The organism is Candidatus Profftia sp. (ex Adelges kitamiensis), from assembly GCF_020342455.1.
Taxonomy (GTDB): domain Bacteria; phylum Pseudomonadota; class Gammaproteobacteria; order Enterobacterales; family Enterobacteriaceae; genus Profftia.
In genome coordinates this window covers 445398-472353 of sequence record NZ_CP080506.1, presented here as the reverse complement: position 1 = coordinate 472353, position 26956 = coordinate 445398, and the positions used below count along the sequence as shown (strand labels likewise).

Annotated in this window: 17 protein-coding genes; 4 read left to right on the top strand and 13 right to left on the bottom strand. The window is 28.7% G+C overall.

Going from position 1 to position 26956, the window contains the following annotated elements:
- Positions 1–692: 692 nt before the first annotated feature.
- A complete protein-coding gene (gene miaA, locus K0T98_RS01125; RefSeq protein ID WP_225639579.1) occupies positions 693–1652 on the top strand; it encodes a tRNA (adenosine(37)-N6)-dimethylallyltransferase MiaA in 960 nt (319 codons plus the stop codon).
- Between the two features lie 433 nt (positions 1653–2085).
- Here the strand turns inward: miaA and nuoN are convergent, their stop codons facing one another.
- The 13 genes from nuoN to ndhC form a co-directional block, all read right to left on the bottom strand.
- Positions 2086–3570, bottom strand: coding sequence for an NADH-quinone oxidoreductase subunit NuoN (nuoN, locus tag K0T98_RS01120; RefSeq protein ID WP_225639578.1), 1485 nt, complete (start codon positions 3568–3570; stop codon positions 2086–2088).
- Positions 3571–3590: 20 nt separating this feature from the next.
- Positions 3591–5102 (bottom strand): NADH-quinone oxidoreductase subunit M, encoded by a 1512-nt coding sequence (gene nuoM, locus K0T98_RS01115; RefSeq protein WP_225639577.1) that lies wholly within the window; start codon positions 5100–5102, stop codon positions 3591–3593.
- 90 nt (positions 5103–5192) lie between these two features.
- On the bottom strand, positions 5193–7043 hold the full coding sequence (gene nuoL, locus K0T98_RS01110; RefSeq protein WP_225639576.1) for an NADH-quinone oxidoreductase subunit L: 1851 nt from the start codon (positions 7041–7043) through the stop codon (positions 5193–5195).
- A complete protein-coding gene (gene nuoK, locus K0T98_RS01105) occupies positions 7040–7342 on the bottom strand; it encodes an NADH-quinone oxidoreductase subunit NuoK (protein WP_225639575.1) in 303 nt (100 codons plus the stop codon). Before nuoK ends, nuoL begins: the two co-directional genes overlap by 4 nt.
- A gap of 27 nt (positions 7343–7369) precedes the next feature.
- Positions 7370–7918, bottom strand: a complete 549-nt coding sequence (nuoJ, locus tag K0T98_RS01100; RefSeq protein ID WP_225639574.1) for an NADH-quinone oxidoreductase subunit J — start codon at positions 7916–7918, stop codon at positions 7370–7372.
- A 131-nt stretch (positions 7919–8049) separates the two neighbouring features.
- The gene (gene nuoI, locus K0T98_RS01095) at positions 8050–8592 is read right to left on the bottom strand and encodes an NADH-quinone oxidoreductase subunit NuoI (RefSeq protein WP_225639573.1); all 543 of its coding nucleotides are present in this window, start codon (positions 8590–8592) and stop codon (positions 8050–8052) included.
- A 12-nt stretch (positions 8593–8604) separates the two neighbouring features.
- A complete protein-coding gene (gene nuoH, locus K0T98_RS01090) occupies positions 8605–9582 on the bottom strand; it encodes an NADH-quinone oxidoreductase subunit NuoH (protein WP_225639572.1) in 978 nt (325 codons plus the stop codon).
- Between the two features lie 11 nt (positions 9583–9593).
- Positions 9594–12329 (bottom strand): NADH-quinone oxidoreductase subunit NuoG, encoded by a 2736-nt coding sequence (nuoG, locus tag K0T98_RS01085; RefSeq protein ID WP_225639571.1) that lies wholly within the window; start codon positions 12327–12329, stop codon positions 9594–9596.
- Positions 12330–12364: 35 nt separating this feature from the next.
- The gene (nuoF, locus tag K0T98_RS01080; RefSeq protein WP_225639570.1) at positions 12365–13723 is read right to left on the bottom strand and encodes an NADH-quinone oxidoreductase subunit NuoF; all 1359 of its coding nucleotides are present in this window, start codon (positions 13721–13723) and stop codon (positions 12365–12367) included.
- Positions 13723–14172: an NADH-quinone oxidoreductase subunit NuoE gene (nuoE, locus tag K0T98_RS01075; RefSeq protein WP_225639657.1), complete on the bottom strand. Its 450-nt coding sequence runs from the start codon at positions 14170–14172 to the stop codon at positions 13723–13725. The genes nuoF and nuoE overlap by 1 nt, the downstream gene beginning before the upstream one ends.
- Before the next feature lie 53 nt (positions 14173–14225).
- The gene (gene nuoC, locus K0T98_RS01070) at positions 14226–16022 is read right to left on the bottom strand and encodes an NADH-quinone oxidoreductase subunit C/D (RefSeq protein ID WP_225639569.1); all 1797 of its coding nucleotides are present in this window, start codon (positions 16020–16022) and stop codon (positions 14226–14228) included.
- Between the two features lie 146 nt (positions 16023–16168).
- Positions 16169–16843: a NuoB/complex I 20 kDa subunit family protein gene (locus tag K0T98_RS01065; protein ID WP_225639568.1), complete on the bottom strand. Its 675-nt coding sequence runs from the start codon at positions 16841–16843 to the stop codon at positions 16169–16171.
- 70 nt (positions 16844–16913) lie between these two features.
- Positions 16914–17330: an NADH-quinone oxidoreductase subunit A gene (gene ndhC / locus K0T98_RS01060; protein WP_225639567.1), complete on the bottom strand. Its 417-nt coding sequence runs from the start codon at positions 17328–17330 to the stop codon at positions 16914–16916.
- Between the two features lie 3011 nt (positions 17331–20341).
- Here ndhC and K0T98_RS01055 point away from each other — a divergent pair.
- From K0T98_RS01055 to aroC, 3 genes are all read left to right on the top strand, one after another.
- A complete protein-coding gene (locus tag K0T98_RS01055) occupies positions 20342–21016 on the top strand; it encodes a M15 family metallopeptidase (RefSeq protein ID WP_225639566.1) in 675 nt (224 codons plus the stop codon).
- Positions 21017–22129: 1113 nt separating this feature from the next.
- The gene (gene prmB, locus K0T98_RS01050; protein ID WP_225639565.1) at positions 22130–23038 is read left to right on the top strand and encodes a 50S ribosomal protein L3 N(5)-glutamine methyltransferase; all 909 of its coding nucleotides are present in this window, start codon (positions 22130–22132) and stop codon (positions 23036–23038) included.
- Positions 23039–23187: 149 nt separating this feature from the next.
- On the top strand, positions 23188–24273 hold the full coding sequence (gene aroC, locus K0T98_RS01045; RefSeq protein ID WP_225639564.1) for a chorismate synthase: 1086 nt from the start codon (positions 23188–23190) through the stop codon (positions 24271–24273).
- Positions 24274–26956: the final 2683 nt, after the last annotated feature.

The following is a 26956-nucleotide window of genomic DNA, read 5'->3' as shown; positions in this document are numbered from 1 at the left end:
TATAAGTCATACTTTTAAGTATGTTATAAAGCTAAAAAAATAAAATAATATGATTATAGTAAATAAATTAAATTTTATTTAATAACAGTTAAAATAAGTTATAAATTATAAATTAAGCTCCATTTGATTATATAAATCTTAATTTAGTAAGTATTTTAATAAGAAAACTAGAATAAATTTAAAAAATACTACTTTAGTAAAGGTATACCTAACCTACTAGATGATAGATCATCTTAGTAACATAATTTTATTATAGTGTATTACTAATTAAATATATATTACCTAACTAGATTCAAATTATGTATAAATTTATTTATATTATGCAATTTGAAAATTTTTATCCTTGATTTTAATTTAAGATGATATATATAAATACAAAACATATAAAATATATATTTTATTTTTTTTATTTAGTACATCAATATACTTTGTTAAAGTAACCTATCTTATTAATTTTTAGCTTAAAAACTAATTATAATATCCTAGATAACAAAGTTATAAAAGTTGATATTAAAAATGGGGTATAAATAATACTAATCTATAGTAACACTTAAGTTATTATATAACTAAGTAATATTATCTTAATGAATATTTTTAAATAAATGATAGTAATAATAGATTACAAATAAACTAATCAAATACAATATTATTATCACATTAAATAAGAATTTATAAAATAAATAAAAAATTTTATGAATACTAATATAAATTATAATTACCCTCCTGCTATTTTTATTATGGGACCAACAGCATCTGGTAAGACTTCCTTAGCCATAGATCTTTGTTATAATTCTCCAATTGGATTAATAAGTGTTGATTCTGCTATAATATATCGTGGTATGGATATTGGTACTGCTAAACCTACTAAAGAAGAATTAGCAAAGATACCCCATAGACTAATTAATATTTGTGATCCGTCAGAAAGTTATTCCGCTGCTAATTTTCGCGTAGATGCAATACATGCAATGAATGAAATAACCGCGGAGGGAAAAGTACCTTTACTAGTCGGAGGAACAATGCTTTATTTTAAAGTATTACTAGAAGGTCTGTCGCCCTTACCTACTGTAAATATACAAATTCGCTCCCAGATAAAAAATTGGGCTCAAGTATATGGTTGGAATACTCTACATAGCAAGTTATATTGTATAGATCCTAATACTGCAGAAAAAATACACCCAAATGATTCATATAGATTAAGTCGTGCACTAGAGGTATTTTTTAGTTCTGGTAAAACTTTAACTGAACTTACTAAAATTTCAGGAACAGTACTGCCTTACAATGTCCATCAGTTTGCTATCGCGCCAACTACACGAAAACAATTACACCAAAGAATTGCTGTACGTTTTGAACAGATGATGGCAACTGGTTTTGAGGATGAAGTTAGAATGCTATTTAAAAAATATACTACATTAAATACAGATTTACCTTCTATGCGCTGCACAGGTTACCGTCAAATGTATTCATATATAAAAAATGAAATAAATTATAATCATATGTTATACAGCACACTATGTGCTACACGTCAGTTAGCTAAACGTCAAATTACTTGGTTACGTAGTTGGAAACATAAAATCCAGTGGTTAGATAGCGATAAACCTAAGGAGGCCATGGAAATAGTTGCAAGAATTATTAATAAAAATAAATATCAGTAATTAGTATAATAAATAAATCTATTAATACATTGATAATGCTAGTATTTTTCTTGCGCTTTATTGATATGATATGTATCATAATCACTTGATAATCATTAAAAAAATCTTAAATTAATTAGTATGATTATTATAGATAAGATATTTTAAATAAACTCATTCTAGATGATAATATAGAGTAATATAGAATACTGTAATATAATCAAATATTTTATCGTAAAAACAAAACAACTAAATATAAAAAATTAACTTAATTAAAATTAATTCTTTATATAGTTATAAACTAAATAAATATTTTTTTCTTGTAAAAATAAGATAATTACATTTAATAAATGTAATTATTTATATAAATATTATAATAATTTTATCTAACTTTATAACATTATAATAATATTACTTTTTAAGATACATTACATCTAAAACAAAATTCAATTCATTAGTTATATAATAAACTATTTTGTACTACTTGTATTAAAGAAATTAACGGTTGTGGAAAGATACCAAATAAAATTACAGTTACACCAGAAATTAAAACTACAATACCACCAGCAGTAAGTATCCAATTATTTGGTGTATCACGTACTAGATGTTGTGGTGCATGCAGATACATACTAATAGATACTCGCAGGTAATAACACAAACCAATAGAACTACCTACAATAACCGAACCTGTCAACCACCAAAAATGCGCGATTACACCCACTGAGATAATATAGAATTTACCTATAAAACCTACCATAATTGGTATACCAGCTAGAGATAACATAGAGATAGTCATTAATGCTGATAAAATAGGTCTATGCCAAAATAAGCCGCGATATGAGAATAATGATTCTGCATCGGGTCCACTATATGGGCTAGATATTAAACTTATAACCCCACATACACATAAACTAGCAAATAAATAACCTGACACATAAATACAAATAGCCTCAGAAGCAATATGCTGGTTTTGTAATGCAATTAACGGTACTAGCAAATATCCTATATGAGATATAGAAGAATAACCTAATAAACGTTTAATATTACTCTGATTAAGAGCCATTATATTTCCAAATAGTATAGAACAAGATGCAATAATACTTATTAGTAAGTAAACATTTTTACTGTTCATTAAAGGAACAGACATAAATAAACGCATAAGTACAGCAAAGACAGAAATTTTACTACTAGTAGATAAGAAAGTTAACACCGGCGCAGGAGTTCCCTGATAAACATCTGGTGTCCATAAATGAAATGGAACTAAAGAAAGTTTAAAACCAAAACCAACTAACATCAAACCTAGACCAGATAATAGTAAAGAGTTGTGTAGCATTATGCCATCACTAATATTTTTACTAATACTAGAAAAAGATAATTCACCAAATATAGCATATATTAATGCAATACCGAACAGAAGAAAAGATGAAACGGCCATAGAAAGAATAGTATATTTGATAGATGCTTCTAAGGAATTTTTTTGGTTATAGGCATAACCAATTAAACCAAATATTGGTAAAGAGGTAAGCTCTATACCAATAAAGAGCGCAACTAAATGATTTGCACATACCAGCACCATACCACCCAATGTAGCCAATAGGAGTAATAAATAAAATTCATCTTTATTTTCTGGGTAGCCTTGTAACCATAAATAAGCAAAAGTACTTGTAGCAAGACTAGATAATAAAATTACACTGATATAGAATATAGAAAAATAATCAATACAAAATAATGTAGTAACAATTAAGGGGTTATCTATAATGGAAAGAGCCTTTGTCGTAAAATAAAGAGAAAAAAAAGATAAGATTAAACCTATTACTGTACAGGTTGCACTGAATAAATGATTACGTTGCCATGCAATATTTAGCATTAAAAAAATCACCATGAACATAACTATCAAAAAAGGTAATAATGCAATCAAATGTTGAGGAGTGATAACCATGGTTACTTATGGCCTTGTGATTAAATTTTAAAATTATTAAATAAGTATTGAATATTACTCATCGGGATGTTAGATATATTTAAAACTGGTTGAGGATAAATACCTAGCACAACCAGCAAAATCATTAAAAGTAGAATAATTGATAATTCACGTATACTCATATCTGTAAGAGGATTTTTAGATTTTGTAGCACCATAATACGCACGTTGCATCATAATTAATGCATAAACAGAAGCAAATACTAAACCAAAAGTCGCAGTAACAGCAATAAATGGAGCTATTTGAAAACTACCCAATAGAATCATAAATTCACCAATAAAGTTACCAGTTCCAGGTATACCTAAAGTAGCTACAGCAAAAAATAACGATAGTGCAGGAAGATACATAATACGACCCCACAAACCACCCATAAGACGCATATCACGAGTATGTAGACGTTCATATAGCTGACCGCATATAATAAACATACCAGCAGCAGACATACCATGAGAAATCATTTGAATAACAGCACCCTGATAAGCTAATTGATTTCCAGAGTATATAGCAATTAACACAAAACCCATATGAGAAATAGAGGTATATGCAATCAAACGTTTAATATCAGTTTGAGCAAAAGCTATCCATGCACCGTAAAAGATACCTATGACACCCAGCCACATCGCAATGGGAGCAAAATTATGAGATGCCTCGGGAAATAAAGGCAGGCTAAAACGTAATAATCCATAGGCAGCAGTTTTTAACAAAATACCTGATAAATCAACAGAACCCGCTGTTGGTGCCTGACTATGTGCATCAGGCAACCAACCATGTAATGGCACTATAGGCATCTTTACTGCAAAAGCAATAAAAAAACCTAGCATTAGTAAATACTGCACGTTATAATTCATTGGTGTATTTATTAGATTTTGATAATTAAATGTCCATATACCAGTTATATTATAATGAATACATACTAACCCCAAAATAGCAATCAACATGATTAGACTACTAAATTGAGTATAGATAAAGAATTTAGTTGCAGCACTAATACGAGTTTTACCATCAGATGCCTTATGACCCCACAGTGCAATTAAAAAATACATTGGAACTAGCATTATTTCCCAGAAAAAAAAGAATAAGAATAAGTCAATAGCTAAGAATACACCAATAACTCCACCTAAAGTCCATAATAGATTGAGATGAAAAAATCCTTGATATTTCTGAATTTCATTCCAAGAACAAAGAATAGCCAATATCCCTAATAAACCGGTAAGCACTACCATTAATAATGATAAGCCATCCAATGCTAAGTGAAATTCAATTCCAAAACGTGGAATCCAAGGTGTAGAAAACTCTGATTGCCACTGAGTTATACCCTGCGAATTAGTCAGAAGAGTATAATGAATCTGTGACCATAGTTTAATTGATAGTAATAACGTTAAAATCATTGTAAGTAATGCAATACAACGAGGATATTTAGTGCCAAAGCGTTCGCTCTGCCAGCTTAAAACGCCACCGATAAACGAGATCATAATTATCCAAGGTAATAACATAGTATTTTATATACCCTTTAAAGTTGTATTATATAAAATTTACTATTAATAACTCTGTATAGTCTTAATTTTAAATTTTAAAATATAGGTTTATTTAATAAATAATAATAAAGCCAATATTATTACTGCTCCCATACTCATATATATCATATACCAGCGTAAATTACCATTTACGCTGGTAATAAGAGCACAATGACACCATTTAATAAAAACTACCGATAGATTGATCAGTTTATTTAATGGATCATTTTGCAATAAATATGCAATAAAATTAAAAATATAAATAAAAAATATTTTATATAACCAGTCAAACCCCCAAGAATAGAACCACCATTTAGATAACAATCTACCATACATACTATTTGCTATCTTATTGATGAACTGTCTCTTACCAAGAAATAAAATCGCCGCTAATAATACGCCTAAAGTAGATATAATACCGGAAATAATTTCTAACATTAATTTACTGCCTACTATAATGCTGTGATTTTCTGGAAATACTCCAACTAATGGAGGTATAATTAATTTACCTATATAAGTAGATAAAACTAATAGAATAATTAGTGGTAAATTATGTGTAATCCCTTTATTTACATGTACTTTGATATGTTCTTTTCCATGGAAGACAATAAAAATCATACGAAAAGTATATAACGATGTTAGAAAAGAGCTAAATAAACCAGCAATTACAAGATTTATATGACCAGAAGATAATACATTCCATAGAATTTCATCTTTACTATAAAAACCAGCAGTAAATATTGGCAACGCTGACAGAGAGGAGCCACCAATTAAAAAACAGATATATAAAAATGGTAAGGATTTATATAATCCACCCATTTTAAACATATTTTTCTCATGATGACAAGCTAGAATAATTGAACCAGATGAAAGAAACAATAATCCCTTAAAGAAAGCATGCATTATTAAATGTATAATTGCTGATCCCCACCCTTGAACCCCAAGAGCTAAAAACATATAACCAATTTGACTCATAGTTGAGTAAGCTAGCACTCGTTTAATATCAGTTTGTACTAGTGCAGAAAAACCACTTATAATCATTGTTATTACACCAATAATTCCGACGATATCTAATATCGTTGGTGCAATTATAAATAGACCGTATGTACGCGCAATTAAGTACACACCAGAAGTAACCATAGTTGCAGCATGTATTAGTGCAGAAACAGGGGTTGGACCGACCATAGCATCTGCTAACCATGTTTGCAATGGTAGCTGGGCTGATTTACCGACAGCTCCACCTAACAGCATTAACGTTGCCAATGTTATTGCTGTAGAATTTAATTCTAATTTCTGTGATGCTGTAATCATAAGTTCATGTATATTTAAAGTGCCTAGTTCCCTATAAAGAATAAATAAACCAATAGCAAAAAAAACATCACCTAAACGTGTTATAATAAACGCTTTAATTGCTGCCATACCATTAACAGAATTAGTATAGTAGAATCCAATTAAAAGATAACTACATAATCCAACGCCTTCCCATCCTAAATACATAAGCAACAAGTTATTTGCAAGAACTAGTACTGCCATACTAGCAATAAATAAATTAGTATAAGCAAAAAAACGAGAATATCCTTCTGATCCTTGCATATACCAAGAGGAAAATATGTGAATTAAGAAGCCCACACCAATTACTACAGAAAGCATACTCAAAGATAAACCATCAATAGTCAAGGTTACTGGAATGATAAAATTTTCTACTGCTATCCAGTTCCATAGATATTGATTAAATACTCGCATGCCAATAGCTTGTTGGCTAAAAAAATCAAAACCTACATAAATAGTTACAAGAGCCGTTAAACCTATAGAACCCACACCTATGATAGACGAAGTTCTTTCTAACCAACGTCCACTAGAACATGCCAATAAAAAGAACCCCATGAATGGTATTAGTATTATTAAATAAAGTAGGTTCATCCACTCATCTCACTAACAGTATCAATATTTATAGTATGAAGACTACGATATAACCGTAATAATAGTGCTAATCCAATACTAGCATCTGCAGCTGCTATGCTAATAGCAAAAACATATATAATTTGACCTTCTACACTACCCCAATAACTTCCAGATATTACACATGCCAAAGCAGAAGCATTAATCATAATTTCTAAACTAATAAGCATAAATAATAAGTTACGTCTAACTAATAAACCGGTCAGCCCTATAACAAATAGTATAGCCGCTAGAATTAAACCATGTTGTAACGGGATCATATTTAGTCCTCTGTATTATTATTGTATTCAACCTTCATTTACTTTATTTGAATAAACTTTTAGTCTATTACTCAAAATTTTATCCTGTTTATGTTTGCACCCTATATGAAATGCCACAATTAAACTAGACAGTAACAACATAGATATTAACTCAACTGCTAATAAATATGAATCAAATAAAGCGATACCAACTAATTTTGCATCAATTATATTTCTATTGATATTACAATATTTAGTATTCATAATAGCATAAATAAGTCCTATGAGAAGAATTAAAGATACAATACTTGGTCCAATCCATAAAGAAAACTTTAACCATGAACGCTCCTGCTCTATTACAGAATTGCCTATATTGAGCATCATTACAACAAAAACAAATAGAACCATAATAGCTCCAGCGTAAATAATTATTTCTAGTGCACCAGCAAAATACGCTCCTAATGAGAAAAAAATAACAGCAACAGACAATAACGATATAATAAGATATAATAAGGCGTGCATGGGATTAGTATGTGAGATCACTAGGATTGTTGTAACCAATGCGATTAGAGATGATATATAAAATATAAATTCCATACTTGTTTCCTTGTTTATATCTATATTACTGTATTACTTTGAATTTAAATAGACTCAATGTTGTATCTTTGCTTACTATCCAGTATATCTATTTGCTGATCTAAATATTTAATATTAGTATGATATCACTTTTATGGTAATAAACTTTTAACATCAATAGGTTTTACTTCATTCTCCGCTTCACCTTTATCTTTACCATCAATAGCCATACCTGTTATCCTATAGAAGTTATATCCAGGATATTTTCCTGAACCCGATATTAAAAGATCTTCCTTTTCATATACTAAGTCCTGACGTTTAAATTCACCTAGTTCAAAGTCAGGAGTTAGCTGGATAGCTTTAGTTGGGCAAGCCTCTTCACATAAACCACAGAAAATACAGCGAGAAAAATTAATACGAAAAAATTTTGGATACCAACGTCCACATTTACTTTCTGCTTTCTGTAAAGAAATACAGCTAACAGGGCAAGCAACAGCACATAAATTACAAGCAACACAACGCTCTTCACCATTAGGATCGCGCGTCAACACAATACGACCCCGATAGCGGGGGGGTAAATATACTGATTCTTCTGGATATAATTGAGTTTCGCGTCTTGCAAATATATTTAGGGCTATTATCCACAAACTGCGAATCTGAGTTCCAAAACCAAACACTAATTCTTTTAATGTCATAACTACATCTCATCATTGATTATGATATAAAATCACGGCAGCAGTTACTAATAAATTCAATAACGTTAATGGTAAACAAATTTTCCAACCAAATAACATTACTTGATCATAACGAGGACGCGGAAGTGAGGCACGTATAAGAACAAACATTACTATAAAAAATAAAGTTTTTATTATAAACCAAATTACTGGTGGTAAAATAGGACCTTTCCAACCTCCAAAGAATAAAGTTACTAGAAGAGCTGAAATAGTTACTATACCGATATATTCCCCTAAGAAAAAAAGACCAAATTTCATACCAGAATATTCAATATGGTAACCATCTGCTAGTTCTTGTTCAGATTCTGGTTGATCAAATGGATGACGATGACATACTGCAATACCAGCTATCATAAAAGTTAAAAAACCAAAAAACTGAGGTATAATATTCCATATAGTAGTCTGTGATTCAATAATATCATTCATGTTAAAAGATCCTGCACGGGCCACTACACCCATAACTGAAAGACCTAAAAATACCTCATAGCTCAAAGTTTGAGCTGATGCTCTCATAGCTCCTAATAAGGAATATTTGTTGTTACTTGACCAACCAGCAAATAGTACAGCATAGACTGAAAGTCCTGCCATCATCAAAAAGAATAATATGCCAATATTTAAATTTACTCCAATTAATGTGGGGCTAATAGGTATAATAGAAAATGCTATTAATAAGGATGAAAATGCAATTATAGGTGCTAAAGTAAAAATCACACGATCAGAAAAAAGCGGAGTCCAGTCTTCCTTGAAGCATATTTTGATCATATCAGCAACTAGTTGTAACATCCCTCCCCAGCCAACTCGATTTGGTCCATAACGATTTTGAAATAAGCCAAGTAAGCGACGTTCGCCATAGCTCATAAATGCTCCAAAAAAAACTATCGCCATAACAATTAATATTATCTTTATGATGATAAAAATAATATTAAGAATTTCTGCAGACAGATACGTCATTATATGTTTTCCTACATTTTTATTTTCTTAATAACATTTACCTTAATACCATTTAACACTGGTGATATCCCTGGAAAACCAAGAGGAAGACCAATTTGACCTGATCTAAGATTTTTGCTTAATTGTACTGGTAGAGTAAGTATTTGATCTTCAATAGTAAGTTCTAAAAACATATTTCGATTTATAACTAACTGTAATGCGTCTTCTTGATTTAACATTACATAAGCTTTTGGCATGCGTTCTTGAATAGTAGGTGAACGTTGAGTCATTTCGTCACTACCAAAAAGATGATAGTAAGGAGCAACTACCCAACCATCTTTTTTATAAGCATGAGGGATATTTTTAAAGTAATCTAGTGAGCATTGACTATTAAAAATTAAACGCACACCAGGATCCCCATGGCGCAAGTGACCCCCTACTTCATCCTGAAATTTATTCCATGCTTGAGGAGAGTTCCAACCAGGAGCCCATGCAAATGGTATATGCTGGCGTTGCTCTACAGTACCGTTGTACCCTTCCATAGAAAATGTAAAGGCAGTGTCTTTATCTTGCGGTTGACTATGTTCATGCACATTAATGTTGGCACGTATTGATGTGCGACCACTATAACGGTGTGATGCACGCGCTAATTTTTGTCCTTTAATGCGGAATTTTGCATCAGGAGCAGCATCTATAATACCTCGAAGTTCTGGGTAAGTGTTAGTACAAGATTTTATTACGTGATCTAATGTAGTCCAATGAATCTTACTATTTTTTCTAAAAGAATATAATGCATATAACCAACGCCAGCTTTCTAATATAATAGAAATTATGTTTTTATTGTGATCATCATAATATGATGGATCGTAAACTTGAAAAAATCTCTGCGCACGACTTTCTTGATTAATTAGTGTGCCGTCACTTTCTACAAAACTTGCTGCAGATAGAATTATGTTAGCTTTATCCATAATAGCAGTATGCTGATGATCAATTACTATTAAATTTCGTGCTTTTGCAAGAGCTACATCTACACGTGTAGTTAATGCATGACGATATAAATCATTTTCTAAAACAATAACAGAATCAGCGATACCTTGCTCTAACTGATCTAATGCAGCATCAATAGGTAGTGTATTCATCATAGCCAATCCAAAGCTATTTGCTTCAGAAGCAATAAACGTAATACCTACTTCAGTATTAAGTGCTTTAAGTGCTTTTACTATATTACCTGCTGCTTCAATTAACGGATTATAACCAGCGTTACTACCTGCTATAATCAATGGTTTTTTTGAACTAGATAATACCTGAACAATCATATTAACTTTCTTGCGTAATAATTCAGATAACTCTGGAACTGCTGGAGCAAAATGATCAAGAGCATGTGCAATAGCAAAACCTAGACGAGCTTGATCAGCAACGGGTGCGCGATAATTAAAAGTAGCAATATCATCTAAACTAGTATAATCAATACTAGTAATAAATAATGGGTATTTATCACCCTGACCTATAGTTTCAATAGCTGCGCTATGCCAACCAGCTATATCATGATCTGTAGCTATAGCCCTAGATTTACCTTTAACTGCCTGACGCAAAGCCAAGGCAACCCGAGCTGCAGTCTGGGTAATATCTTCTCCTAAAATTAATATAGCATCATAACTTTCTATCTCTCTTAAAGATGGAGAGTAAACTCCAGCTTCTCGCAAAATTTTTTGCATGAGATGTAAACGGCTTAATTCTCCTTCCTCAATACCGCTATAAAAATTTTCTAAACCAACAAGCTTACTTAATGCGTAATTACTTTCAATACTTGCCCGGGGAGAACCAATACCGATAGTTTTTTTTGCCTGATGCAGTAATTCTACCGTATTCTTGACTGCTTGTTCAGCATTAAGGTATACCCAGTCATTACCAAGACGTTGTTGTGGTTGGCGAGGACGATTCTTTAGGTTAACATAACCATATCCAAATCTTCCTAGGTCACATAGAAAATAATGGTTAATGGTACCATTATAGCGATTATCAATGCGACAAATTTTTCCATAACGCTCTCCAGGACTAATGTTACATCCCAGACTACAATGATGACAAATGCTTGGAGCAAACTGCATATCCCATTTACGGTTGTAATATTTAGACTGAGTTTTATCTGTAAACACCCCAGTAGGGCATACTTCTACTAAATTACCGGAAAATACGCTTTCTAATACTCCGTTTTCTATACGGCCAAAATAAATATTATCGTGCGTACCATATACACCAAAATCAGTCCCATCAGCGTAGTTTTTATAGTAACGTATACATCGATAACAAGTAATACAACGGTTCATTTCGTGAGAAATAAAAGGACCTAATTCTTGATTGTTGTAAGTACGCTTAGTAAAGCGATAACGGCGTAAACTGTGACTTACCATAACTGTCATATCTTGTAAATGACAGTTACCACCTTCATCACATACTGGACAATCATGTGGGTGATTGATCATCAACCACTCCACAATATTTTTACGAAATGTTTTTGCTTCAAAATCATCTATGGAAATAAAGGTTCCATCATGTACTGGTGTCATGCATGACATAACTAAACGACCTCGAGTATCTTTCGAGCTTTGATATTGTTTAATTGCGCATTGACGGCAAGATCCGATACTACCTAAAGTAGGATGCCAACAAAAATAAGGAATATCAAATCCTAAAGACAGGCATGCCTGTAAAAGATTATATACTCCGTTAACTTCATACTTGTTGCCGTCTACATAAATTGTAGCCATTAGAATATTTTTTCCAAATTAAGAAAATATTTAAATTACCAACGTGATTTTAATAAGTTAGGTTGAATTCCCTTAATGTTAGTAACGTTGCTGTTATATCTTATATTAATACCTGCCTCGAACTCTGCACGAAAATATTTAATAGCACTTTGTAATGGTTCAACGGCACCTGGTGCATGTGCACAGAAGGTTTTACCTGACCCTAAACTATAGCATAGGTGTTCAAGCATCTCAATATCACCAGTTTGTCCTTGACCGTATTCAAGTGCGCGTAAAATTTTTACACTCCACGGTAATCCTTCGCGGCATGGTGTGCACCAACCACAAGATTCTCGAGAAAAAAATTCTTCTAAGTTACGTACTAGTGGTACCATGCCAATCTCATGATCAACTGCTATTGCTAGGGCTGTACCTAACCTACTACCAGCCTTACTAAGGCTAATAAAATCCATTGGAAGATCAAGATGATCACGGGTAAGAAAATCCGTCCCAGCTCCACCTGGCTGCCAAGCTTTAAGTATTAGTTTACCTCTCATACCGCCAGCATATTCTTCTAAAATTTCACGCGCGGTAGTTCCAAATGGTAACTCCCATAGACCAGGGTTATTTACACGACCTGAAAAACCCATTAGTTTTGTACCAGTATCTTCACTAATACCAGCAGAAAGATTTTTATACCAATCAACACCATGCTCAATTATTGCTGGAAGATTACATAAAGTTTCTACATTATTAACGCAAGTAGGCTTACCCCATAAACCATAATTAGCAGGGAATGGCGGTTTAGAACGAGGGTTAGCTCTACGACCTTCTAATGAATTTATAAGTGCAGTTTCTTCACCACAAATATAACGACCAGCACCAGTATGTATAAATAATTCAAAATTAAAATCTGATCCTAAAATATTTTTACCTAGTAGATTATCCAATTGAGCTTCTTTAATAGCTTTACGAAGATTAATTGCAGCTTCAATATATTCACCTCGTAGAAAAATATAGCCACGGTAAGATTTTAACGCAAATGCCGCTATTACCATACCTTCTACAAGAAGGTGTGGTAACTGCTCCATAAGTAAACGATCTTTATAAGTACCTGGTTCCATTTCATCAGCATTACAAATCAAATAACGTATATCTATAGATTCATCTTTATGCATTAAACTCCATTTAAGACCTGTAGGGAAACCTGCACCCCCCCTTCCTTTAAGACCCGCATCTTTAACCATATTAACTACTTCATCTTGAACCATACTTTTAAGAGCTTTTTTAGCACCTTGATATCCACTTTTACTGTAATATTCATCTAGCCATATTGGTTGTTTATCATTACGTAATCTCCATGTTAATGGATTTTTTTCTGCTGAACGATTTGGTAGTAGAGCTGAGGGTATCATTATTTATACCGTTCTAAAATATTAATAGTGTTTGTAGGTGTCATGTAAGTATAAGTGTTTTCATCTATCATAATAGTAGGTCCTTTATCGCAGTTTCCTAGACAACACGTTGGCAATAACGTAAAACGACCATCACAAGTAGTTTGACCTGGCTTAATATTCAGTTTACATTCTAGTGTAGATTGAATCTCTTCATAACCATTAATATAACAAACAATACTATCACAATAATAAATAACATGACGGCCAACCGGCTGACGAAAAATTTGGCTATAAAAAGTTGCTACACCTTCTACTTCTGTAGCTGGCATATTTAATATATTAGCAATATCATGAATAGCACGATCAGGAACCCAGCCATATTTTTTCTGTACAATTTTTAATGCTTCAATTGATACAGCGCGCGGATCTTCATAGTGTTTTTTTTCATATTCTATAGCTTCACGCATGCTTTTACTAAGCACATAAACCCCTTATTTAAATAAAAAGTAATCTAAAGTAATTAGCGATCTACATCCGACATAACGAAATCAATACTGCCTAAGTATACAATTAAATCAGATAGTAAACTACCGCGAATTACTGCTGGAATCTGTTGTAAATGTGGATAACTTGGGGTACGGATACGCGTACGATAGCTCATACTACTACTATCACTAATTAAATAATAACTATTAATTCCTTTAGTAGCTTCAATCATCTGGAAGGATTCATTAGCAGGTATTATTGGACCCCATGATACTTGTAAAAAATGTGTTATAAGAGTTTCAATATGTTGTAAAGTACGTTCTTTTGGTGGTGGTGTAGTTAGTGGATGATCTGCTTTAAAGGGACCATCAGGCATATTTTTATAACATTGTTCGAGAATGCGTAGACTTTGACGTAATTCCTCTACTTTTAACATAACACGGTCATAGCAGTCTCCATTATGGCCGACTGGAACCTCAAAATCAAAATTCTCATAACCGGAATATGGACGCCATTTACGCACGTCAAAATCTATACCTGTTGCACGAAGACCAGCACCAGTCACCCCCCAGTCTAATGCTTCTTTTGCATTATATGAAGCAATACCTACTGAACGTCCCTTTAAAATTGAATTTTTTAATGCGGATTGAATATAAGAATTTATTCTCTTAGGCATCCAATCAAGAAAATTACGTAATAATCTTTCCCAGCCATGAGGTAAATCATGAGCAACACCACCAATACGAAACCATGCTGGGTGCATACGAAACCCAGTAATTGCTTCTACTACATTGTATATTCTCTGACGATCAGTAAAAGCTAAAAAAACTGGCGTCATTGCACCTACATCCTGAATGAATGTAGAGATATAAAGTAGATGGCTATTTATACGAAATAACTCGGAAAGCATCACGCGAATAACTTTTACACGGTCAGGAACCTCAATGCCTGCTAATTTTTCTACAGCTAATATATAAGGCATTTCATTTACACAACCGCCCAAGTATTCAATACGATCGGTATACGGAATATAACTATGCCATGATTGACGCTCACCCATCTTCTCTGCACCACGATGGTGGTAACCAATATCAGGCACGCAGTCAATAATCTCTTCACCGTTTAGCTGTAATACAATACGAAATGCACCATGTGCAGATGGGTGATTAGGTCCGAGATTTAAAAACATAAAATCTTCGTTTTTAGTGCTACGCTTCATACCCCAAGATTCAGGGTTAAAGGTCAGTAACTCCATTTCTAATTTTTGTTTTTGTTTAGTCAATTCAAAAGGATCAAGTTCTGTTGCACGCGCAGGATAATCTTTACGTAAAGGGTGGCCTTTCCAAGATTGCGGCATTATAATGCGCGTTAAGTGTGGGTGCCCATCAAAAGTAATACCGAACATTTCCCATGTTTCACGCTCATACCAATTAGCATTAAGGAATATATTAGTTACAGTGGGTATATGCATATCTTCTTCAGATAATGCTACCTTGAGCATAATATCTCTATTTCTTTTTATAGATATAATATGATAGAAAACAGAAAAATCTGCTTCCGGTAATCCCCGACGATAAGTACGCAATCTCTCATCAACACCATGCATATCAAATAGCATTATATATGGATTTGATAGTTTTTTTAAAAAAAAAATCACATCTAGTAATTGTTTACGATCTAACCAAATAACTGGCATACCAGTGCGTGTAGGCTGCAAAGTAAAAGCATTAGGCCAAAACCAATTACTTAATTCATTTATTACTGGATCATCACAATGATCACATGTTTGCCCAATAGATTTATATATATCTCGTATCGTAGCATCTACCATAATTTTATCACCACAGTGTTATTTAACTCGTTATTCATTAGTTATAAACTAAGAAGTTAAATGATGCTCTGCTAACTAAAATATTATTCTTTTTTTTATATAAAATATCTATTATTATAGATTCTATATTACATATCAATTATGTGTCAGATTTCATCTGGTGAACGTAGTTCAGTAACTGATATACGCTTTTCGCGCTTAAGTTTTTTTTCTGCAGGCATATTAGCACGGTATACACCCTGATCACCTACGACCCAAGATAATGGACGCCGCTCTTTATTAATAGATTCTTGCAGCAACATTAGTGCCTGTATATAGGCTTCTGGCCGAGGAGGACATCCAGGGATATAAACATCTACTGGAAGAAATTTATCTACGCCCTGCACAACAGAATATATATCATACATACCCCCAGAGTTTGCACAGGATCCCATAGAAATGACCCATTTTGGTTCTAGCATTTGTTCATATAGCCTCTGAATAACTGGAGCCATTTTTATAAAACAAGTTCCAGCAATTACCATAAAATCAGCCTGGCGTGGAGAAGCACGTAAAACTTCTGCCCCAAAACGCGCAACATCATGTACAGCAGTAAATGCTGTTACCATCTCTACATAACAACAAGATAAACCAAAGTTATAAGGCCAAAGAGAGTTTTTACGTCCCCAATTAATTATATTATGCAAAGTATTCTTAAGTTGTCCTACATAAACATTGCGCTGAATATTATCTCTTAAAGGATCCATAACTTTCTCTTTTTTATTTAATGGATGGTAGTCGTTTTTACCTTCAAGATCTATACGAGTTAGCGTGTAATCCATTTTTATGCCTCAATTTTACTACAATGATAATATATAACTAATAAACTTATAACTAACTAAAAGTAATTATCTATTTTATTGCTACGCTTTTGTATTTTACAAGACACTGGGAATTAATAGGTGTCCAATTAAGAGCCCCAATACGCAAAAGATAAAACAAACTAGATAATAGTATGAAAACAAAAATTGTTGCTTCAATAAAACCACACCACCCACTTTCCTGGATCGAAACAGACCAAGCATATAAATATAAAGCTTCGACGTCAAAAACAACGAAAAACATAGCTACTAGGTAAAATTTAGCAGATAGGCGTAGACGAGCTGAACCTACTGAATCAATACCAGATTCATAAGGAATATTTTTAGAATAAGATTTTTCGCCTAATATATATGTTCCTAAAAGGATTATTCCAGGAAAACCTAGTGCAATTACAATAAATACTATAATTTCCCAATAATTTGTAATTATTTCAGTGTGTTTTAACATATTTTCTTATATTAATTGTTATCAATAATGAGATTTAATGAAATGAGCTAAAATATATTCTTTTTTAAGCAAAAAATAGGACCATAACATAAAAATAGTATAATCATTATTATATTAAAAAATAAACTTACTCGGGATTATTGCTGCGTTATATTTTGGATATTTTATAAACTTCTTGTCTGATACTTAAAATAAAATATTATATACTAAGATAGTTAACAGTATATATGAATCTTTTTTAACAATGTTTAATTTTATAGGTATCATAAATTACTTTTAAAATAATTTAATTATATTTTATTTATTAAACTACAAAAGTGTCTAAATATTTAGACTTTGCTATATATATTAATATATATCTGATTATATTCAATGTATCCTATATCTTTAAAAGATATATTGCAAATATATCTAAGATCATTTAAAGTTATTAACTAATTTTATTGATTTTCTTATCTTGCAAGATACCTTATTTAAAATATTTCTCAGTAGTATGTAGAAAAATTTCTTAGGTACATAATAATTTATGCAGCTTTATAACCTTTATTAATATATATATTCTAGATATAAAATAGGTACATTAATAATTATATATGCCAGATATTGTAATATTTAATTACACGACATAATTAGTAGTTTGATTTTTTAAAAAAAAATCTTATATAGACCTGTAAGTTTATTAAATTTATTAAATAAGCGGAGTAATTAACTTATTACTACAAGTCAATATCTAAAAAATAAAAACTATAACTACATAAGCTAAGTTTTATAGATAAAAACTCACATAAATGCTGTCTGACTTACCTGAATTTTTTTATATCTTATATTATTTTTATAAAAAAATCATTATTAAGCAGTAAAAAAACATTAATTTTTATAAATGATAATTTAATGATTTTATATAAATAATTGGTAGATTCATCTAAAATACTTTACCAGAGAAAGTAGTATCTATTAAAAATTTTATATAATACATTATATGGAAAAAGAGTAATAATTTACTAAAGTAGTATTGTATAATTACTTTGATTACTCTCATTAGGAGATTATAATAGTATTATGTATTATGTATTATGTATTATGTATTATGTATTATGTATTATGTATAATGTATTATATTACTTATAGTAGATTATAACAATCATTATTTAATAAGGAATAATTAGTATTATATAAATTTAAAATTATTATTGCAATATAATATAAAATATTATATAATATGGTTGTTATCTGGCCTTACATCATTATAGATAAAATTAAGATATAATAATTACTACATTTGCTGGTATATGGTTATGCTAATAGCAAATGGGTAAGATTTTACTATAGACATCTTGATAGAATAAAAAAATTCTACATAATTAATCATTATTAATACATGTTACTCCCTCTCAAAAAAATTTAATATCTTATAAAGATTAAAATAACTATTTACTAATGATAGTTAAGTGATTTTTTATAATTAAAATATATAAATATTTTAAAAAAAAATTAGATATTAAACGATTGATTAAATACTAATTAATAAAAATTAGTATTTAGAAAATTTCTATTACAGAGTATAAATTGATAATAGGTAACGATTTAAATATTAATTAATATTTATATAAAAATAAAATAATATTCTGAAAGAGCAAGTTTTAAGATAAAATATCTATGATATATAAAATCAAATAAAATAAAAGTATTTTAAAAAAATCTTTTAGTGATAAATAATCCCGCTATATTTTATGTCATATTAAATTTCTAAAAAAAATAAATAAATATCTATTGATATGGAAGTTATTAACTTAATATAATAAAAATTATTTTATAGAAATACATAAAAAACCTTTTACTCAATTAATAAATAATTCATTACAGAATTTAGATATTATAGTAATAAATAATATTTTTAATAAAAATATCTTTTACTCCTCTTAACACTACTTAATAATTTATTAAATAAAATTTAATAAATTATTATAAGAACTTAGAATAATAATAAAATATAATTATTAATTACATAATTTTTAAAAAGATCTAACTGATTATTATCAGTAATATAACTAGATACAATATGATTAAGTATTATCTAAATTAATTTAATAATTATAATATTTCATAATAAGTTACCCTGCTTTAGAAAGAAAACTGTTCAGCATAAGATAATTATAAAAATTATTTTAAATAATACCAAAATAATAAAAATATTTTAATGCTCTAATGATATAAAATTTTCTTAATTTTTATGGTAATTAATATCTAAAAAATATTAATAGTAAAAATATTTAAATGATATTATAAATCATAATATACAACACAAAATTATCATTAAACTTATATTTATTTTCTATAATTATATTTAGATTGGTTATGCATGATAAATAATAGTATTATACTCATAAGATAATTGCGTATCAAATTATATAATTACTAATAAAATTAAAAGTAGTATAGCAAATACATATAATAAAAAGTGTATACTTATAAATACTCATAGCTCTTTGAATTATGTATAATAAATAAATTAAATAAAACATTATCTTAACAGAATTTACGTATTTACCAAGTAAATTTTTTATGTTTTGATATTATATGCTAATCATTGATTATCTAAAAGTATAAAAATTAATTATATGAATTGTTTATTCTAGTTGTTGATACTAATGATCTTTCTAGTTAATACAAAAATATAATATTTAACTCATTACAATATATAGTAAAGATATTTTATTACTAAAAATAATACAATTTAGTATAAAAGACTTATACTTACTATATCTAATAAACTTTTTAATCCTAAAAATGAGGTTTTAGGGAATATTATATTAGATAAGAGTTATTAATTTAAAAGAAACACTCATCAATAATATATCTATTACTATAGATTAATTTTTTAGATAAATAGAAATATTATTTTATTTACTTTAGCAAAGTATATAACAACTAAAGAGTAAATACATTTAAGTTATATTATTAACTTAAAAATACTTACGAAAAACTCATAAATAATCAGATTAACTAATAATATGTTTACATTTAAAATGCTAACCGGCCAAAGCACCGAGCATCTCTCTAATCTATATGGGGATCATCGTTTGCACAATCAAACCATTGCATCTTTTATAGAATTACAATACGTAGCAAAAAAAGCCGGATTTAATTTACAGCCTGTTAGTACATTTAGACATTTTTCTAGACAACAACGTATTTGGAATGATAAATTCACTGGCTCACGCACTGTTCTAGATATAAATGGCCAACCGCTGGATATTACAACCATGAATAATGAAAAGTTATGTAAGGCTATTTTAGTATGGTCTGCAATGCCCGGAGCTAGTCGTCATCATTGGGGGACTGAGATTGATGTCTATGACCCAGATCTTTTGCCAAAAGGACAAAAACTGCGGCTTGAACTATGGGAATATTTGAAAGGTGGTTATCAGTACCCATTACAACAATGGCTTGCATGTAATATGATTCAGTTCGGATTTTACTGTCCTTTTGGTCATCAGCAGCAAGATATTGCTATAGAACCTTGGCATATAAGCTACAAGCCAATTTCATCATTACTAGAAAATCAACTTACAGAAGAAGCACTCAAGCAGTCTTGGCAAGGGCAGTATATTGCTGGATCACAGTGGTTAATTCATAATATAAAAGAAATTTTTTTTCGTTTTATCATAAAAAATTACAATATTTAATATCTCTTAATATTAATTAATTTGCTGTAAAATACACAATATATAATACTAAATTATAAGGTATTTTAAAATATTGCATATTATGTAATACATGCTAAATCCTAAAATTTATTATTATTAATATCAAGAAAAATAAACCTTAGTATTTAAATAACTCTATATTAATAGTACTTAGTAAAAAGTATAAATTAGGATACATATAAATACAAAATAGATATAATCAAAATATAATCCATTAATTAGGAATCATCACTATTATTTTAATATTAAAGAGAGTAAAATATAAAAAATACAGGCATGATATTATTAACTAACAAAACAGTATATGCATTGTTACAAAGTAATTAATTAGAACATATAATGTTCTCATAAAAAATTAATTACATTATTTACTGGATTAAAAATATTTATACCGATAAGAGTATTTTTTATGTTAATACAATAATTTTATGTTAATAGATAAGATTATCTCTTACTTTATTTTAATATATTCAATATAAATATTTCTTTTAATATAAAAATAATATGGATATATATATCAAATAATTATTTGACTAATAAAAAATTGGTAAAAAATATTTTAATATCACTATATTTTATGCGTTCTATAAATGATTTTCTTGAATGATTTTTTTCTTCTTTTTTTCTTTAAAAGAAAGACGAAATTCTATAAAATATAAGACTAGTAACAATACAATTATCTAAATAATGTACAATTAATCAAATTAACTAAATGATATTCAGAAGCTTTTGAATAAAATATATTACCTAACTTCAATAATGTAATAAAGATATTTTATAGAAAAGACTAATAAATGAAATTTATATATGATTAGAGATTATATAATATATAGAATCATTCATATTTTTTCTTTAATAGAATAAAAGTAGATATCAAATAGTAATTTTAAAAATAAATATATTTTCTTAGAAATATTAAATAAAGATATTAGGTTTATTTATATATTCTTACTAATCTATTAGTATATTAATAATAAATTATAGCAACTTTTATGTATTGAGCTAGTAGAATGATGTTATACTTTATTATTTTGACATAGCGACCAATTTAAATAGAGAGTTAGCTTATAGATAAAGCTGTTGGAGGTTAATATGTACAATGTTTTATCTAGCGAAGAAGCTAATGAATTATATACTATTCAAGATATATTGCGTTGGACAGTAAGCTGTTTTAATGCAGCAAATATTTATTATGGTCATGGTACTGATAATCCTTGGGATGAAGCAATTCTATTAATATTACCAATACTACAATTACCATTAGATATTCCTAAAGATATGTACACTGCTCGTTTAACTACTAGGGAACGTAATTACATTATTAAGTGTGTGAACCGCAGAGTACAAGAAAGTATCCCTGTATCTTATATAACAAATAAAGCATGGTTTTGCGGGTATGAATTTTATGTTGATGAACGCGTTATTATACCTCGCTCCCCTATAGGGGAGCTAATAGATAACCGCTTTAGTGGTATTATTAATTATGACCCAAAATATATTCTAGATATGTGTACTGGCAGTGGTTGCATAGCTATTGCCTGTGCTTATGAATTCCCTAATGCTAAAATAGATGCTGTAGATATTTCAGACCAAATATTATGTGTAACAAAAAAAAATATCAAAAAACATTTATTAGAACAGAATATCACTACGATTAAATCTGACTTGTTTAACGAACTACCACCCTTTAAGTACGATCTAATTATTACTAACCCTCCATACGTAAATCAAGAGGATATGTTTAATTTACCAAAGGAATTCCAATTTGAACCCATATTAGGATTAGTGGCAGGAGAAAATGGATTAAAATTAATTCGCAGAATTCTAGCTTGCGCTTCAGATTATATGTCTGACAATGGAGTATTAATTTGCGAGGTAGGTAATAATATGGTCCATTTGATAGATCAATATCCTAATATTCAGTTTATCTGGTTAGAGTTTAGAAAAGGAGGTGATGGTGTATTCTTTTTGACTAAAAAGCAGATCTACCATACAGCATAGTTCATGATATATTTTTAGTAACAATATACTTACCACATATAGTCATGAGATGTATTGTTAATAGAATAACTCATTCTTAATATTATAAGTATTAAAATATATTTATTATAATATTTATCTAAGCGTCATACATTACCAAGGAGTTTTATATGACAGGCAATAGCATTGGACAATTTTTTCGTGTTACTACATTTGGTGAATCACATGGTATCGCACTAGGATGTATTATTGATGGTGTGCCGCCACATATACAATTAACTGAAGCGGATATACAACGGGATTTAGATAGACGCCGTCCTGGCACCTCTCGATATACTACACAGAGACGTGAGCTTGATAAAGTTGAAATTCTTTCAGGAGTTTTTGAAGGAATAACTACCGGCACTAGCATAGGCTTAATTATTACTAATACTGACCACCGCTCAGAAGATTATAGTACTATCAAAGATATATTCCGTCCTGGCCATGCGGATTATACTTACGAACAAAAATACGGCACTCGCGATTATCGTGGTGGTGGTAGATCTTCCGCTCGTGAAACTGTTATGCGTGTTGCTGCTGGATCTATAGCTAAGAAATACTTAAAAAAACAATATGGGATACATATTAGTGGATATTTAGCCCAAATTGGTGATATTTCATGTAAAATGACAGATTGGGATCAAGTAGAACAAAACCCATTCTTTTGTCCCGACCCAACTCAACTAGAAGCTTTAGATAAATTAATGCGTATACTAAAAAAAGAAGGAGACTCTATAGGTGCTAAAATAACTGTTGTAGCTAAGAAAGTACCGGTAGGATTGGGGGAGCCAGTTTTTGACCGTTTGGATGCTGATTTAGCACATGCCTTAATGAGTATTAACGCTGTTAAAGGAGTTGAAATTGGTGATGGTTTTTCTGTAGTCAATAAACGGGGTAGTGATAATAGAGACGAGATAACCACTAATGGTTTTCAAAGCAATCATGCTGGAGGTATTCTAGGTGGTATTAGTAGCGGTCAAGATATTATTGCTCATATAGCATTAAAACCAACTTCTAGCATTATGGTACCGGGAGTAACTATCAATCGACAAGGTGAAGCTGTTGAAATAATAACTCGTGGACGCCATGACCCTTGTGTAGGTATTCGTGCTGTACCAGTAGCAGAAGCTATGATAGCTATTGTTCTAATGGATCATGTATTACGCCATAGAGCACAGTGTAAAGATATAGTCTCAAAAGTACCTCGTTGGTAAAATATGAATTAGTATTTTAAGATAAAGTATCTTTACTTATCAGAAGATATTTATCACTATTAAAATAGTATTTTATATATTATTTTAATAGTGATAATAAAATACTAAAGGGGTTAGTTATCTCAAATATTATGAAAGTAAAAAATTATAATGTAGTACTCGAAACTTAGTACGAATAGCTGTTAGTACTAATATAGTATATATCAAATATAATATTTTATTGTTATAACACTAATAACTAGGATTATGTATTTAATATACAACTTATAGATTAGTATATTTTACTATTATTAAATAATGGTTATTAAATCGTTTAATAACAAAAAATTATTAATGATATATAAGTTTACTGATAAATAAAAATTTAATTATACTAGTGAATAATTTTTTAATTTTAAACAACAATTTTGTATTACTCATATTGATCCAAGTAAATACTTCAATTATAATCACTTCTTAAATACAAGTAATTCATTATCTTATTAATATTAATTTATAAAATTTTATGCATAATGCAACTATCTAAAACATAGACAACTTAATATCCCAAAGTTTATTAAATCCACTGTAATAATAAAGTATGTATTTTAATAGATCTTAATTATTAATTAACAAATGTTCTATTATTGTTTATTTATAGTTATATATATTGTAGTAATATGATTAATATTTTTGTGTTATAGAAACTAGATAAGTAATTTTAAAGTATTATAATAACAATATTAAGTTAAAGACTATGGAATAAAACTTCTATATAACCTAATAAAACTATTAGAAGTTTAATTAAATTATATTTTACTTGAGTTGTATCTTATCATTAATAATGATAATTAATAATTATTAATTATTAATATTATAATATAATATTTTTATTTATTTATACTTTATATTAAAATAATAACATTTATTGCGTATAATATATTATTAATACAGCTTATCATTGATAGATGAGTAGTATTATCTTTTACTTGCTATAAAATTTTTATAAATTTATAGAGAAGACGAAAGATCACTGAAATTAATTGAAATTAACTGAAAACGCTTATTTAGTTGTAATTATCTAACTATTTATAATGCCTTATACTAATTACTTAATATTATCGAAAGAAGTATTGATATTAGATATTAGATATTAGATATTAGATGTAAGATATAAGATCATTATGTAAATAAATAATGTTACTAGAAATCACATTGATTAGAATATTTATTAAAATAATTGTAATATCTCAATAAAATTATATTATTTATATTTAGACATTAAATTAATTAAATTGTTGTAATTAACTTTCTTTTATATAAAAATATTTTTACTAATTTTAATTTGACAAATACCACAATATAATCGATATATACTTACTACGTATTTATTAAAATATTTAATTTATAGTAAAGTTTGTATATAAGATTATTAGTTAGATTATTATTGAGTAATTAAAAAGTCTTACAATAATTTATATTATATTTAATTTAGTGCATAATAAAATAAAGTATTTGTTTGTTATCTTTATTATTAAGAGTATCACTTACTGGTGAGTATTATATTAGATTTGTTTTAAGCAACATATTATAGTTAAAGAAAACATTTTATATAAACTTAATTCAATATTTAAGAGATTTAAATAATATTTAGCAAATTATTTTGGTATATATTATATTAACACACGGTGTTTTATATATTTAATTCCATAATAAAATAAAAAATTAATAAAAATTAAAATACAAAAATATTGTATCGTAAATAAAATTATACTCTTTTATTAGAAAAATTCTAATCTTATCAAGAAAAATAATATTCTTATATCAATAAAACCTTTGCCTGTAGATAAAAAATATTATAAAAAATTTTTTAAACTACAAAAAGTATTTGCACATAAAATATAAAATATAAAATAATAGTACATATTATTTATTGTTTACAAAATAAACACTATAACAAAAATATGATATTAAAAAATAACTTTAATGTTGTATATCTCTAGACTAAAAATACTATTAAATAGCATTACATTATATATTACTATAAATTACTAGATAACTTATAATAATATATATTCTAAAAAAATTCATTATAAGTTCATAACTACTCACTAAAATTTTATAAATATTCTTTATTAGAATTAATATACAAGGGTAATTTTTTGTAAAATTATCAGTTTTTATCTAATTATATTTTTTACCTTAAAACTACATATTATCTCATAATACAACATCATACTTTACTATGAGACGTAGTATTTACTATCACTATAGAAATTATCTTATTAATGCTATTAAAAGTCATATAATAAATTATTATAATTTCCAATTAAATTGGAAATAAAATAGTAAATTTTAGTAAGACTACTTATACCTAAATTAATATTATTAAAATTCTAAAAATTTTTATTAACTAATGAGTATCTTAATATTCAATATTATAAATAACATCTGCTATATTTATTTTTGTACTTATTAATGTACCAAGTGTATTACAGATCTTCTATTGCCATTTAGTTCTATTTATATTTACAATTAATATTGTCTAGATAATATATTTTGTACATTAGATGATAATATATTAGTAATATAAATGAAAACTTTTAAAAAGTAAATTAAACGAACATGTAAAAGTGCATAACCTAAAGAATGACCATAAAGATAAAAATTAAGTTCTTTTATATAATAATATTTATTTACGGTA

Coding starts and splice junctions, on each gene's coding strand:
- miaA (WP_225639579.1), top strand. CDS start 693: ATGAATACTAATATAAATTATAATTACCCTCCTGCTATTTTTATTATG.
- nuoN (WP_225639578.1), bottom strand. CDS start 3,570: ATGGTTATCACTCCTCAACATTTGATTGCATTATTACCTTTTTTGATA.
- nuoM (WP_225639577.1), bottom strand. CDS start 5,102: ATGTTATTACCTTGGATAATTATGATCTCGTTTATCGGTGGCGTTTTA.
- nuoL (WP_225639576.1), bottom strand. CDS start 7,043: ATGAACCTACTTTATTTAATAATACTAATACCATTCATGGGGTTCTTT.
- nuoK (WP_225639575.1), bottom strand. CDS start 7,342: ATGATCCCGTTACAACATGGTTTAATTCTAGCGGCTATACTATTTGTT.
- nuoJ (WP_225639574.1), bottom strand. CDS start 7,918: ATGGAATTTATATTTTATATATCATCTCTAATCGCATTGGTTACAACA.
- nuoI (WP_225639573.1), bottom strand. CDS start 8,592: ATGACATTAAAAGAATTAGTGTTTGGTTTTGGAACTCAGATTCGCAGT.
- nuoH (WP_225639572.1), bottom strand. CDS start 9,582: ATGACGTATCTGTCTGCAGAAATTCTTAATATTATTTTTATCATCATA.
- nuoG (WP_225639571.1), bottom strand. CDS start 12,329: ATGGCTACAATTTATGTAGACGGCAACAAGTATGAAGTTAACGGAGTA.
- nuoF (WP_225639570.1), bottom strand. CDS start 13,723: ATGATACCCTCAGCTCTACTACCAAATCGTTCAGCAGAAAAAAATCCA.
- nuoE (WP_225639657.1), bottom strand. CDS start 14,172: ATGCGTGAAGCTATAGAATATGAAAAAAAACACTATGAAGATCCGCGC.
- nuoC (WP_225639569.1), bottom strand. CDS start 16,022: ATGGTAGATGCTACGATACGAGATATATATAAATCTATTGGGCAAACA.
- K0T98_RS01065 (WP_225639568.1), bottom strand. CDS start 16,843: ATGGATTACACGCTAACTCGTATAGATCTTGAAGGTAAAAACGACTAC.
- ndhC (WP_225639567.1), bottom strand. CDS start 17,330: ATGTTAAAACACACTGAAATAATTACAAATTATTGGGAAATTATAGTA.
- K0T98_RS01055 (WP_225639566.1), top strand. CDS start 20,342: ATGTTTACATTTAAAATGCTAACCGGCCAAAGCACCGAGCATCTCTCT.
- prmB (WP_225639565.1), top strand. CDS start 22,130: ATGTACAATGTTTTATCTAGCGAAGAAGCTAATGAATTATATACTATT.
- aroC (WP_225639564.1), top strand. CDS start 23,188: ATGACAGGCAATAGCATTGGACAATTTTTTCGTGTTACTACATTTGGT.